This window comes from Streptomyces sp. NPDC001443 (assembly GCF_053597355.1).
Genome location: NZ_JBSFIA010000008.1, coordinates 168,458 through 181,252 on the forward strand (window position 1 = coordinate 168,458; position 12,795 = coordinate 181,252).

Genomic DNA, 12,795 nt, shown 5'->3' on the forward strand with positions numbered 1-12,795 from the left:
ATCCCTAGAGCTTGATCTCGATGTCGACACCGGCCGGGAGGTCGAGTCGCATCAGAGAGTCAACGGTCTTGGGCGTGGGGTCGAGGATGTCGATGAGGCGCTTGTGCGTGCGCATCTCGAAGTGCTCGCGAGAGTCCTTGTACTTGTGCGGCGACTTGATGACGCAGTACACGTTCTTCTCAGTGGGCAGCGGCACCGGGCCCGCGACCGACGCACCAGTGCGGGTCACCGTCTCGACGATCTTCTTCGCCGAGGAGTCGATGACCTCGTGGTCGTAGGCCTTGAGCCGGATGCGGATCTTCTGTCCCGCCATGGCTACTCAGTAGTCCTGTCTCTTCGTACGCTCTGGAACCCGGCATTCCGTGAACTTCCTCCGACCCACGCGGTCGGGCGTGTCGCGCTCCCGCTCAAACAGATGCCCCTCGCGAGACATCCCCTGTTGGGAAACACGGCCCTTCCGGAACCGCAGGTCGGGGGCCGAAGGCCCACCGGGTGCCTGGCCGGTGCCGCACTGACACTTCCCGGAAGATTCCCGTACGTCCGTCCCAGCGCTGCCATGAGGCAGTTGGGACGACGAGTACTGTGGGACTCGCTTCCGGTCCTCCCGGCGGGAGGCGCACAGCATCAACACTCGACCGAGCAACCCCGTTAGTCTGCCATACGGGACACCCCTCTGGCCAATCGAGCCGGAGAGAATACCCCCGAAGTGACGCAGGTCAAACACGGGCGTGCCACCGTGCGTGATGAGCCCTGCTCACCCGCCGGAAAGCGCCGCCGTGCCGCGGCCACCGCCGGTGTCCGCGGCGGTCGGCGCGTGCGGGCAGCGCCAGATGCAGTAGCCGCACGGTGGGGGCTCGGCGGGCGCCGATGCCGGTGCGGTCGCCCTCGTGGCGCCCTCCGGGGCGGGGCCCGGACCGGCACCCGTGGTCTGCGGCGGCGCGGCGTCGTCCCGGTCCGAGAATCCGGCGTCGATCAGGGGCAGCCTGGCGATCATGTCGGCCTCGCCGCGCTTCGCGCTGCGGCGGTACCGCTTCGCCGCGCGCTTGTGGAGCCTTCGCTCGGTCCGCCGCGACGGACGGGGGACCTGCCGGTCGAAGTAGTGCGTCCGAGCCATACCGAACTGCTCGTCGACTGCGTTGAACAGCGAGGTCATCGCCCGCAGGGTCTTCTCCGCGTCGGCCAGCTCCGCTCTGCGGGTCGCGGGGTCACCCTCGCCGGCCTCGGCGATCACGTCGATCCGCTCGCCGACCCGTCGGAGCTTGTCCCGGAACCGGTCGATCTCCTGGTTGAAGGGGTGCACGTCGAAGCGGTACGCGTCGCTCAGCACCTCGCGAAACCGCGCCTCCTCGAAGATGCGGTCGCGCAGCCGGGCGGTCCGCGCGGGTGCGCGGCCCCCGCGCATTCGGGCCAAGGCCTCCTCGCAGTCCCGCTGCGCCGCGGTCGCCGCGCCCCTGACCCGCCCGCAGTAGGAGCCGATGCTCAGCAGCGGGAACTGGTGGTCTCCGCCGGGCGCCCGGCCACGCGCCAGGAGCGCCACCCCTACGGCACTGACGGTGGCGCCCACGGTGGAGATCAGCGCCACGACGATCTCGCCCTGCACAGCTCCCCCTCCGCACAGCGCCACTGCCGCTACTCCCCCATGGTAGGCACGGCCAACCCTTGCGGGACAGAGGGAGGTTGACGCGACGAAAGGGACCGCCGGCGCGTCAGCCCGCGCAGGAGTACGCCACGAATGCGGCCCAGGCTTCCGGCCCGAGGGCGAGCCGGGGGCCGTCGGCCCGCTTGGAGTCACGGACGTGGATCTTGGTGGGTGTGGGGGCTATTTCGACGCAGTCGTTTCCGTTGCTGCTGCTGCTGTAACTGCTCTTGCGCCACTCCAGGGCGACCTCGACACAGTCACCTGCTTCGCTGCTATTGCTGTAGCTGCTCTTGAACCACATCAGCCCCGAGGCATCCTCGGGGGAGGCCGCATGGATCATGTCTCTCCAGCAGTTGCTCGATGAAGGCCAGGGTTTCCTCGGGCGAGAGGGCCTGGGCACGGATGATGCCGTAGCGCAGTTCGAGGACCCTGAGTTGCCTCGGTTCGGCTACCGGGCGACCTCCGAAGTCACCATCAGTGCGCCCCACTCCCGAACCGTCATGGAACTTCAGCACCTCGACCAACCCGCCCGTCCCCGGATGACTCGCGTGCGCTGTCGGCATCACCTGAAGCTCCACGTACGGCAGCCGGGCTACTTCCAGCATGTGTTCGAGTTGTCGGCGCAGCACCATTGTGCCTCCGACCGGACGCCGCAGGGTCACCTCTTCTTGGACAAAGCTGAACTCCGGAGCCGGTGACCGATCGAAGACGGATTTCCGGGCCACCCTCGCGGCAACCATCCGCTCCAGCTCGTCCAGCGAGTAGGCCGGTCGCCAGGTACCGAGCAGCGCGCGAGCGTACTCGGGCGTCTGCAACAACCCATGAATGTTGTGGTTGCTGTAAAGCAGCAGCTCGACCGCCCGCTCCTCCAGCATCTTCAGTTCGCGCACCTTCTTCGGGTACCGGGCCTTCTCCATGTCCTCCTTGAAGGCCCTGAGACGCCCGCCGGCGTCCAGGACGTCGTCCGCGCGGTCCAGGAAGTCCGCCCGGGGGATCCGCGCCCCGCGCTCGACCTTGCGGACCAGGTCCTCCCCGTACCCGACGGCCCGCCCGAACTCGACCACCCGCATCCCGGCCGCCTCCCGCCAGAGCCTGATCTGGCGGCCGGTCGCCTCGACCACCGGGGCGACCTCGTCCTCGGGGCTGACGTCCCACCCCGGCTCGTCCGCGCTCTCGCTGCTCACACCCACCCACCTCCAACGCCCACCGTTCCCGTACGACACCCGGGACAGCCGGGACAGATCAGGACAGCGACCGGACAGTCCCGGTACGCACAGGCGTCATCGCAGCTCACAGTAGGCATGGTCGGACACGCTGAGTGACGTGAATCAGGAAACCGCCGGGCCGCAGGCCCAACGCGTCGAACCCGTCCGCAACTTCAGCGTGCTGCTGTCCCCCACGCCACGCGGCGCCCGTCTGGCCAGGCTGCTGGCCACCGAGCAACTGCGCTCCTGGGAGCTGCCGTTGAGCCCGGCCGACCAGATCGTCGCGGAGCTCGCGAACAACGCGGCGACGCACGGCCGCGTACCGGGACGTAACTTCCGCCTCACGCTGTACGTCGTCGGCGACACCCTCCGCATCGACGTCACCGACACCCGCGACGACCGCCGACCTTGGCTCCAACACCCCGACGAGGAGGTCGAGTCGGGCCGAGGACTGCTCCTGGTGGACGCCCTCGCCGACCGCTGGGGCAGCGCCTCCGGGCCGCGCCCGCGCAAGATCGTCTGGGCTGAACTGAGGCTCCAGGAACCGAACCCTGAGCAATCGTGCTCCGGTGCGGCCGGCGGTCTTTGCCAAGAACCACCAGGGAGAAAGAAACCGCACCAAGCCCCACCTCTCCCGCCCGAAGAGCGGGCTCACTCCCGCGAGTGAATATGCCCAACTGGGCTGGATTTGAGAGGGGTCGCCTGCCTTACGCTCAGCGCGACACAGCACCACCACAGACATGCGACGGCCCTCGCAGGGACTGGCATCCCAGTGCGAGGGCCTGACCACCGAGGAAGCGACCTTCCCGATGGATACCAAAGACCTTAGCGTGCCCGCGCCCGCCCGGTCCCACGCTCCGGCCAAGAATCACCCGGACCGACGGCACTCACACTCAGGCGTCGTCCACGACAACGCCCGCCACATCACCCGCTTCACGGTGATCGGCAACCATCTCGCCCAGCACCGGGAGCTGTCGCTGCTGGCGATCGGACTGGCCGTGCACATCCAGTCCCTCCCGGCCGGTGCCCTCGTCGACATCAAGACCCTCGCAGCCCGCTTCCCCGAAGGTGCGACCCGGATCGCCGCCGCTCTGCGCGAGCTGGAGGCCCACGGCTACCTCCGGCGTACCCGTGAGCGCGTTCCCGGCGGCCGGATCGTCACCCGCACGGTCTCCTGCAACCAGCCCGGACGCCATGAAGCGGCAGACGCCACGGCGCACAGGCCGCCCGCCCGGCGGCCGGCCCCGGCCGAACGCCCGCCCCGCAAGGCACTGCCAGCCGTCCCGAAGCCCGCCAACACCGCCCCCGCCCTCCTCCGGACAGCCATCGACCTCCTCGCGGGCCTGCATCGCACGGACCCCAGGCTCCTCCTCTCCGCCTCCGACGCCGAATACCTCGCCCCCGGTGTCGTCGCCTGGCTGGAGCGCGAGCTCACACCCACCGCCGTACGCCACGCCCTGACGAGCACTCTGCCGGACGAACCCCTGCACCGCCCGGCCGCCCTGTTGGCCCACCGCCTCGCCGCCCAGCTACCGCCCCTGCCCCCGTTCCGTGCCCCCTCACCGCCGCCGGCCGTCCGGCATCCGCTCCGGAACTGCGACGGCTGCGACAGAGGGATCCGCATGGCCGAGCCCGGACTGTGCCGCGACTGCCGATCCGATCCCCCCGGAGCGACCTAGCATGAGCGGGACGATCCTTGCCCCCGGGCACAGACGAGGAGCGAGCGCCATGACCATCGCCCCGGACAACGCGCAGCAGGGAAGCACCCACCGGTACCGGGCCATGCGCGATTTCGTTCAGTCCATGGACGACACCCTGCCCGGCAAGTTCGAGGTCACCAAAGAAGGAATCGTCCACGACATGACGGCGCCCATCGGCCCGCACGAGCTGACCACCCTGCACCTGCGGAAACGTCTCGAAAGAGAGATGCCGGACGAGAACGTGGCCCACACGGGCGAGCCGGATGTCGAGGACGAACCCGAGGGCATCATGCGACGCCCCGACGTGATGGTGATCGCGCTCGCCGACATGGACGTCCCAGGGAGCTTCGATCCACGTACGCTCATCGCGGCCATCGAGGTCGTCTCTCGTTCCAACCCGGACAACGACTGGGTGAGCAAAGCACGCGACTATCCCCTGATGGGCATCCCCGTCTACGCGATCTTCGACCCCCGTACCGGCACCGGCGCCGTCCTCACCGACATCCACCCCACCCCGGACGGCCCCCGCTACGCGACCCGCAAGGACTTCGTCTACGGCGAGGACGTGACGATCGCCGACTGGACGATCTCCACGGCGAACCTGCCGCTCTACCCGGACGTCTGAACCCGGACACGGCGAAGGGGCCCGTACGGACGACACCGTACGGACCCCTTCCCGAATGACAGCCCGGTCAGATCACACCCTGCTCCAGCATCGCGTCGGCGACCCGCTCGAAGCCGGCGATGTTCGCGCCGCTGACGTAGTCGCCGGGGACGCCGTAGCGTTCGGCGGTCTCGTGGCAGACGTCGTGGATGTTGTTCATGATGCCGGTGAGCTCGTCCTCGACCCGCTCCCGCGACCACGAGGTGCGGGCGTGGTTCTGGCTCATCTCCAGCGCGCTGACCGCGACACCGCCCGCGTTGGCCGCCTTGCCGGGGCCGAAGGCGACGCCCGCCTGCTGGAAGAGGTGGACGGCCTCGGGGGTGGTGGGCATGTTGGCGCCCTCGGAGACCGCCTTGACGCCGTTGCCGATCAGCGTGGCCGCCGCGGTCGCGTCCAGCTCGTTCTGGGTGGCCGAGGGCAGCGCCACATCGCCGGGCACGTCCCAGACGCTGCCGTTCGCGACGAACCGCGCCGACGCGCCGCGCCGTGCCACGTAGTCGGAGACCCGGCCGCGCTCGACCTCCTTGACCTGCTTGAGCAGTTCGACGTCGATGCCCTTCTCGTCGACGACGTAGCCGGTCGAGTCGGAGCAGGTCACCGGGTTGGCGCCGAGAGCGGTGAGCTTCTCGATGGTGTAGATCGCGACGTTGCCGGAACCGGAGACGACCGCGGTGCGGCCCTCCAGGTCCTCGCCGCGCTCGCGCAGCATGGCGGCGGCGAACAGGACGCTGCCGTAACCGGTGGCCTCGGGCCGGATCAGCGAACCGCCCCAGTGCGTGCCCTTGCCGGTGAGGACACCGGCCTCCCAGCGGTTGGTGATGCGCCGGTACTGGCCGAACATGTAGCCGATCTCCCGGCCGCCCACGCCGATGTCGCCCGCCGGCACGTCCGTGTGCTCACCGATGTGCCGGTACAGCTCCGTCATGAACGACTGGCAGAACCGCATGACCTCGGCGTTCGACCTCCCGTGCGGGTCGAAGTCGCTGCCGCCCTTGCCACCGCCGATGCCGAGACCGGTCAGCGCGTTCTTGAAGATCTGCTCGAAGCCGAGGAACTTCACGATGCCCAGGTTCACCGACGGGTGGAAGCGCAGACCGCCCTTGTACGGGCCGAGCGCGCTGTTGAACTCCACCCGGTAGCCCCGGTTGACGTGGACCTTGCCGTGGTCGTCCGTCCACGGGACACGGAAGATGATCTGCCGCTCGGGCTCCACCAGGCGTTCGACGAGGGCCGCGTCCGCGTACTCCGGGCGCTGCGCGAGGACCGGGGCCAGGGTTTCGAGCACCTCGTGCGCGGCCTGGTGGAACTCGGGCTGCGCCGGATTGCGGTGCTCGATGTCGGCGAGCAAGGACGCGATACGGCTCTTCGGGTCAGGACGGGTCACCTGGGGTCCCTTCTGAGGGAGTGGCCGGAGCGGCGGACCGGGCTGGTCCGACCGGGTGGGCTTCCGGCGGCATCGGCATAGGGGCCAGGGCGCACCCGGGCAGGGGCGGGCGCCTGGAACCCCGGAATTCCGGTACGACCGGCGGGGGTGCGTGCGCTCGGCGCCGTTGCCGGTGCGCAGACCTGCGGATCCCCCGCCCGAGGGCGGAAGACCGCCCCCACAGTGTTACTCCTGAATTTCGCGCACGTTACGTGATTCCGTATACGTGGCAGTAGAAGGGCAGTTCACCTGCGGGGATCGTCCATACAAGGTAACCCCGGCAGGTCTCCGTATACGGACGTGTCCGCCCGCCGAGACAGATGTCTCCACAGGGCGGGCAATACGGACCAATCAGCCCCAATGCTAGCTAATCCAGGGTGTTCCACAGTCGCGACGTCCCCGGGTGACCGCCCCGGACATGCGAAAGGGCCCGTACGACCGAAGTCGTACGGGCCCCTTCTGGAGCTCAGCTCAGGCTGTAGCTACCGGGTCAGGCACAAGATCACTTCGTGATCTTGATGACCTGGCCGGCGCCGACCGTCCGGCCACCCTCACGGATGGCGAACTTCAGGCCCTCTTCCATGGCGATGGGCTGGATGAGCTGCACCGACATCTCGGTGTTGTCACCCGGCATGACCATCTCGGTGCCCTCGGGGAGGGTCACAACGCCCGTCACGTCCGTCGTACGGAAGTAGAACTGCGGACGGTAGTTGTTGAAGAACGGCGTGTGGCGGCCACCCTCGTCCTTGGACAGGATGTAGGCCTGCGCCTCGAACTCGGTGTGCGGGGTGACCGAGCCCGGCTTGATGATGACCTGGCCGCGCTCGACGTCCTCGCGCTTGATGCCACGGAGGAGCAGACCGACGTTCTCACCGGCCTGGCCCTCGTCGAGCAGCTTGCGGAACATCTCGATGCCGGTGACCGTGGTGGTGGTCTTCTCGGTCTTGATGCCGATGATGTCGACGGTCTCGTTGACCTTCAGGACACCACGCTCGATACGGCCGGTGACGACCGTACCGCGACCGGTGATCGTGAAGACGTCCTCGATGGGCATGAGGAACGGCTTGTCGACGTCACGCTCGGGCTCCGGGATGGCAGCGTCGACGGCGTCCATGAGGTCCAGAACGGTCTGGCCCCACTCCGCGTCGCCCTCGAGCGCCTTGAGCGCCGAGACCTTGACGACCGGAAGGTCGTCGCCCGGGAACTCGTACTCGGAGAGGAGCTCGCGGACCTCGAGCTCGACGAGCTCCAGGATCTCCTCGTCGTCCACCATGTCGGCCTTGTTCAGGGCGACGACGATGTACGGAACGCCGACCTGGCGGGCCAGGAGCACGTGCTCCTTGGTCTGCGGCATCGGGCCGTCGGTGGCGGCGACCACGAGGATCGCGCCGTCCATCTGCGCGGCACCGGTGATCATGTTCTTGATGTAGTCCGCGTGACCCGGGCAGTCGACGTGGGCGTAGTGACGCGCCTCAGTCTGGTACTCGACGTGCGCGATGGAGATGGTGATACCGCGCTGGCGCTCTTCGGGAGCCTTGTCGATCTGGTCGAAGGCCGAGGCCTCGTTCAGGTCCGGGTACTTGTCGTGCAGCACCTTGGTAATGGCGGCCGTGAGGGTCGTCTTACCGTGGTCGATGTGACCGATGGTGCCGATGTTGACGTGCGGCTTAGTCCGCTCGAACTTCGCCTTCGCCACTGGGATCCTCCTACGGAGTGGTTCTGTACGCCTTACTCATCGGCGCCAGGTGATCTTTGCTGGTAAGCCCGGGCCCCGGGTCATCCCCCCGCGAATGCGGAGGAATGACCCGTGAGGCTCAGGAGTCAAGCCTAAAGCGTGTGAACGGAGTGCGTTACTCGCCCTTGGCCTTCGCGATGATCTCCTCGGCGACGTTCCGCGGAACCTCGGCGTAGGAGTCGAACTGCATCGAGTAGCTTGCGCGACCCGAGGTCTTGCTGCGGAGGTCGCCGACGTAGCCGAACATCTCCGAGAGCGGCACCAGACCCTTGACGATCCGGGCGCCCATGCGCTCCTCCATGGCCTGGATCTGACCACGGCGGGAGTTGATGTCGCCGATGACCTCACCCATGTAGTCCTCGGGCGTGGTGACCTCGACGGCCATCATCGGCTCAAGGAGCACGGGGGACGCCTTGCGCGCGGCCTCCTTGAAGGCCTGCGAACCGGCGATCTTGAACGCGAGCTCGGAGGAGTCGACCTCGTGGTAGCCACCGTCGATGAGGATGACGCGGACGCCAGTCATCTCGTAGCCGGCCAGGATGCCGAACTGCATGGCCTCCTGCGCACCGGCGTCGACCGAAGGGATGTACTCCTTCGGGATGCGACCACCGGTCACCTTGTTCACGAACTCGTACGAGGCGTCGCCGCCCTCGATGGGCTCGATCGCGATCTGCACCTTGGCGAACTGACCGGTACCACCGGTCTGCTTCTTGTGGGTGTAGTCCAGTCGCTCGACGGCCTTGCGGATCGTCTCGCGGTACGCGACCTGCGGCTTGCCGACGTTGGCCTCGACCTTGAACTCACGGCGCATACGGTCGACCAGCACCTCGAGGTGCAGCTCGCCCATACCACCGATGATGGTCTGGCCGGTCTCCTCGTCCGAGTGAACCTGGAAGGAGGGGTCCTCCTCCGCGAGACGCTGGATGGCGACACCCAGCTTCTCCTGGTCACCCTTGGACTTGGGCTCGATGGCGACCTGAATGACCGGCGCCGGGAAGTCCATGGACTCCAGGATGACCGGGTTCTTGTCGTCGGACAGCGTCTCACCGGTGGTGGTCTGCTTCAGGCCCATGACGGCGACGATGTCACCGGCGCCCACCGACTCGATCTCCTCACGCTTGTTCGCGTGCATGCGGTAGATCTTGCCGATGCGCTCCTTCTTGCCCTTGACCGAGTTCAGCACCGCGGTGCCGGACTCCAGACGACCGGAGTAGATCCGGACGAAGGTGAGCTTGCCCAGGTGGGGGTCGCTCATGATCTTGAAGGCGAGCGCGGACAGCGGCTCGTCGTCCGACGGCTTGCGCTTGACGACGACGTCCGCGTCCTTGACGTCGTGGCCCTCGATGGCCTCGACGTCGAGCGGGGTCGGCAGGTAGCGGACGACCGCGTCGAGCAGGGGCTGGACGCCCTTGTTCTTGAACGCGGTGCCACAGAACACCGGGGTGACCGTGACGTCCTTGGACTTGCCGGACGCGATGGTGACGCGACGGATCGCGGCGTACAGCTGCTCCTCGGTGGGCTCCTGGCCCTCCAGGAACAGCTCCATGATCTCGTCGTCGTGCTCCGCGACGGTCTCGACCAGCTTGCCGCGGTACTCCTCGGCAGCCTCGGCGTGCGTGGCCGGGATGTCGACGACGTCGTACATCTCGCCCTTCGCCGCCTCGGCGGACCACACGAGCGCCTTCATGCGGACCAGGTCCACAACGCCCTTGAAGTCCATCTCGGCACCGATCGGCAGCTGCATGATGATCGGGACGGCGCCGAGGCGATCCTTGATCATGTCCACGCAGCGGTGGAACTCGGCGCCGGTGCGGTCCAGCTTGTTCACGAAGCAGATGCGCGGCACGCCGTAACGGTCGGCCTGACGCCACACCGTCTCGGACTGCGGCTCGACACCGGCGACACCGTCGAACACCGTGACGGCACCGTCGAGGACGCGGAGCGAACGCTCCACCTCGACCGTGAAGTCGACGTGCCCGGGGGTGTCGATGATGTTGATCGTGTAGTCGTTGTCCTCGAGCGGCCAGTGACAGGTGGTGGCAGCAGAGGTGATCGTGATGCCACGCTCCTGCTCCTGCTCCATCCAGTCCATGGTGGCAGCGCCGTCGTGGACCTCACCGATCTTGTAGCTGACGCCGGTGTAGAAGAGGATCCGCTCAGTGGTGGTCGTCTTGCCCGCGTCGATGTGGGCCATGATCCCGATGTTGCGGACCTTGGCCAGGTCAAGTGAAGTGGTAGCCATAAGGCTTCAGTCTTCTCTCGGTCTCGATGGGGTCTGCGACTACCAGCGGTAGTGCGCGAAGGCCTTGTTGGACTCGGCCATCTTGTGGGTGTCCTCACGCTTCTTCACGGCCGCACCGAGGCCGTTCGAGGCGTCGAGGAGCTCGTTGAGGAGGCGCTCGGTCATGGTCTTCTCGCGACGGGCGCGGGAGTAACCGACGAGCCAGCGCAGCGCGAGGGTGTTGGCGCGACCGGGCTTGACCTCGATCGGGACCTGGTAGGTCGCACCACCGACACGGCGGGACTTGACCTCGAGGGTCGGCTTGATGTTCTCAAGCGCGCGCTTCAGCGTGATGATCGGGTCGTTGCCCGTCTTCTCACGCAGACCCTCCATGGCGCCGTAGACGATGCGCTCGGCGGTGGAGCGCTTGCCGTTCAGCAGCACCTTGTTGATCAGCGACGTGACAAGAGGAGAACCGTAGACCGGGTCGATGATGACCGGGCGCTTCGGGGCGGGGCCCTTACGAGGCATTCTTACTTCTCCTTCTTGGCGCCGTAGCGGCTGCGGGCCTGCTTGCGGTTCTTGACACCCTGGGTGTCAAGCGAACCGCGGATGATCTTGTAGCGAACACCAGGCAGGTCCTTCACACGGCCGCCGCGCACGAGCACGATGGAGTGCTCCTGCAGGTTGTGTCCCTCACCCGGAATGTAAGCGGTGACCTCGATGCCGCTGGTCAGACGCACACGCGCGACCTTACGCAGGGCCGAGTTCGGCTTCTTCGGGGTGGTCGTGAACACACGCGTGCAGACGCCACGACGCTGGGGCGAACCCTCGAGTGCGGGCGTCTTGTTCTTCTCGACCTTGTCCTGCCGGCCCTTCCGGACCAGCTGCTGGATCGTAGGCACTACTTCTCCGGTTTCTGTGTGCCGAATGGTGAAGCTAACCTGGAACATTCGCCGACCCACGCGGTCGGGTGTGTCGAATCCGGCAGATCTTCGCCGCAAGGCGAAAAGGGCGCAGATCGCGGTGGCCGTTGACAGACCCCGCGTGCGGTTTCAAGGCACGCACGAGGGCCAGGGCACACCCCAGGCACAAGGTCTGAGCGTACCTACCTCATTCGCTGTGGTCAAAACAAATGGGCAGGACCGGTAGGCCCACACGATTCAAGCCGAAGCCGCAACCCCGTCCACGATCTTCGAATCAGCGGTTCCCGGCCCGAAGCCCGTCCGCGCGCGACAGAGCCGCACCGATCACCGCACCGACCCACGATACGGACCGGCGCGGCCCGCCGCGACCGGAGCGGCCGGAAGCCCTCATCCAGAAATGGCCGATTCGCGCCCTTTCACACTCCGCGGTCTTGCGCCTTCAGTACGTTGATCCGTCGTTGTGGGGAATCGGGGGCTGAGCATGACAATGTGGACACCTGCTTACTCGCCGGACGACGGCGGGCTGGACGACCGGGTGCCGTTCCTGGCCCGGCTGGAGAGCGAGGACCGCTCGGCGCTGCTGGCCCTGGGCCGCTCGCTGGACTTCACGCCCCGCATGGTCCTGGTCCGCCAGCACGAGCCCTCCTCGCACGTCCTCTTCCTCGTCCACGGCTGGACCAAGGTCACCGCCTCGGCCGCCAACGGCTACGAGGCCCTGCTGGCGCTGCGCGGCCCCGGCGACATCGTCGGCGAGTCGGCCGCGCTGACCGGGCGCTCACGGTCGGCGACGGTGACCGCGCTGGAGCCCGTACGGGCGGTGGCGGTCGAACGCGACCGCTTCAAGGACTTCCTCGGCCGCTCCCCCGCCGTCTCCTTCGCCCTGCTCGGGCTCACCGCGGACCGCACCCGCGCGGCGGACCGGCGTCGGCTGGAGTTCGCCTCGATGAGCGTGCGGGAACGCTTCGCCGTCCTGCTGCTGGATCTGGCCCGCACCCACGGCCGCCGCACCCCGGAGGGCGTCGAGCTGGCCGTGCCGCTCAGCAAGCAGGAGCTGGCCGGTTCGGTGGGGGCGTCCCGGGAGATGGTGCAGCGCCTGCTGCGGGAACTGCGGGACAAGGGAGCGGTGGCCACGGGCCGCCGCACCATGCTGATCATGCGGCCGGACATCCTGCGCCGCATCGCGGCGACGGGTCCGGTGGCGGGCATCCCGACGCCACCGGGGCCGTCGGAGGAGTGAGCGGGACTCGCGGCGCGTCGGCACGCGCGGCAGCGGACATCTCGC

Annotated in this window: 13 protein-coding genes; 4 read left to right on the forward strand and 9 right to left on the reverse strand. The window is 67.7% G+C overall.

Annotated features, from left to right (window positions below):
- Window positions 1-4 precede the first annotated feature (4 nt).
- From rpsJ to ACWC24_RS12220, 4 genes are all read right to left on the reverse strand, one after another.
- Window positions 5-313: a 30S ribosomal protein S10 gene (gene rpsJ, locus ACWC24_RS12205; RefSeq protein WP_003948644.1), complete on the reverse strand. Its 309-nt coding sequence runs from the start codon at window positions 311-313 to the stop codon at window positions 5-7.
- Between the two features lie 441 nt (window positions 314-754).
- Window positions 755-1,600 (reverse strand): hypothetical protein, encoded by an 846-nt coding sequence (locus tag ACWC24_RS12210; RefSeq protein ID WP_450662715.1) that lies wholly within the window; start codon window positions 1,598-1,600, stop codon window positions 755-757.
- Window positions 1,601-1,706: 106 nt separating this feature from the next.
- A complete protein-coding gene (locus ACWC24_RS12215) occupies window positions 1,707-1,940 on the reverse strand; it encodes a DUF397 domain-containing protein (protein ID WP_450662716.1) in 234 nt (77 codons plus the stop codon).
- A complete protein-coding gene (locus ACWC24_RS12220) occupies window positions 1,912-2,829 on the reverse strand; it encodes a helix-turn-helix domain-containing protein (RefSeq protein WP_450662717.1) in 918 nt (305 codons plus the stop codon). The genes ACWC24_RS12215 and ACWC24_RS12220 overlap by 29 nt, the downstream gene beginning before the upstream one ends.
- A 133-nt stretch (window positions 2,830-2,962) precedes the next feature.
- On the opposite strand from ACWC24_RS12220, the gene ACWC24_RS12225 reads away from it, so the two are divergent.
- From ACWC24_RS12225 to ACWC24_RS12235, 3 genes are all read left to right on the forward strand, one after another.
- Complete coding sequence (locus ACWC24_RS12225) at window positions 2,963-3,511, forward strand: ATP-binding protein (protein ID WP_450662718.1); 549 nt, start codon at window positions 2,963-2,965, stop codon at window positions 3,509-3,511.
- 142 nt (window positions 3,512-3,653) lie between these two features.
- Window positions 3,654-4,523 (forward strand): helix-turn-helix domain-containing protein, encoded by an 870-nt coding sequence (locus ACWC24_RS12230; RefSeq protein WP_450662719.1) that lies wholly within the window; start codon window positions 3,654-3,656, stop codon window positions 4,521-4,523.
- Window positions 4,524-4,572: 49 nt separating this feature from the next.
- A complete protein-coding gene (locus ACWC24_RS12235) occupies window positions 4,573-5,169 on the forward strand; it encodes a Uma2 family endonuclease (RefSeq protein ID WP_450662720.1) in 597 nt (198 codons plus the stop codon).
- A 67-nt stretch (window positions 5,170-5,236) separates the two neighbouring features.
- Here the strand turns inward: ACWC24_RS12235 and gdhA are convergent, their stop codons facing one another.
- From gdhA to rpsL, 5 genes are all read right to left on the reverse strand, one after another.
- Complete coding sequence (gene gdhA, locus ACWC24_RS12240) at window positions 5,237-6,592, reverse strand: NADP-specific glutamate dehydrogenase (RefSeq protein WP_450662721.1); 1,356 nt, start codon at window positions 6,590-6,592, stop codon at window positions 5,237-5,239.
- 541 nt (window positions 6,593-7,133) lie between these two features.
- Window positions 7,134-8,327: an elongation factor Tu gene (gene tuf, locus ACWC24_RS12245; RefSeq protein ID WP_392620022.1), complete on the reverse strand. Its 1,194-nt coding sequence runs from the start codon at window positions 8,325-8,327 to the stop codon at window positions 7,134-7,136.
- Window positions 8,328-8,481: 154 nt separating this feature from the next.
- Window positions 8,482-10,608, reverse strand: coding sequence for an elongation factor G (gene fusA, locus ACWC24_RS12250; RefSeq protein ID WP_152887985.1), 2,127 nt, complete (start codon window positions 10,606-10,608; stop codon window positions 8,482-8,484).
- 39 nt (window positions 10,609-10,647) lie between these two features.
- Complete coding sequence (gene rpsG, locus ACWC24_RS12255) at window positions 10,648-11,118, reverse strand: 30S ribosomal protein S7 (protein ID WP_003992340.1); 471 nt, start codon at window positions 11,116-11,118, stop codon at window positions 10,648-10,650.
- A gap of 2 nt (window positions 11,119-11,120) precedes the next feature.
- Window positions 11,121-11,492 carry a 30S ribosomal protein S12 gene (rpsL, locus tag ACWC24_RS12260; protein WP_003948652.1) on the reverse strand — a complete coding sequence of 124 codons (372 nt, stop codon included), beginning with the start codon at window positions 11,490-11,492 and terminating at the stop codon, window positions 11,121-11,123.
- Window positions 11,493-12,000: 508 nt separating this feature from the next.
- Between rpsL and ACWC24_RS12265 the strand changes: the two genes are divergently transcribed.
- A complete protein-coding gene (locus ACWC24_RS12265; protein ID WP_450662768.1) occupies window positions 12,001-12,750 on the forward strand; it encodes a Crp/Fnr family transcriptional regulator in 750 nt (249 codons plus the stop codon).
- Window positions 12,751-12,795: the final 45 nt, after the last annotated feature.

Coding starts and splice junctions, on each gene's coding strand:
- rpsJ (WP_003948644.1), bottom strand. CDS start 313: ATGGCGGGACAGAAGATCCGCATCCGGCTCAAGGCCTACGACCACGAG.
- ACWC24_RS12215 (WP_450662716.1), bottom strand. CDS start 1,940: ATGTGGTTCAAGAGCAGCTACAGCAATAGCAGCGAAGCAGGTGACTGT.
- ACWC24_RS12230 (WP_450662719.1), top strand. CDS start 3,654: ATGGATACCAAAGACCTTAGCGTGCCCGCGCCCGCCCGGTCCCACGCT.
- ACWC24_RS12235 (WP_450662720.1), top strand. CDS start 4,573: ATGACCATCGCCCCGGACAACGCGCAGCAGGGAAGCACCCACCGGTAC.
- fusA (WP_152887985.1), bottom strand. CDS start 10,608: ATGGCTACCACTTCACTTGACCTGGCCAAGGTCCGCAACATCGGGATC.
- rpsG (WP_003992340.1), bottom strand. CDS start 11,118: ATGCCTCGTAAGGGCCCCGCCCCGAAGCGCCCGGTCATCATCGACCCG.
- ACWC24_RS12265 (WP_450662768.1), top strand. CDS start 12,001: ATGTGGACACCTGCTTACTCGCCGGACGACGGCGGGCTGGACGACCGG.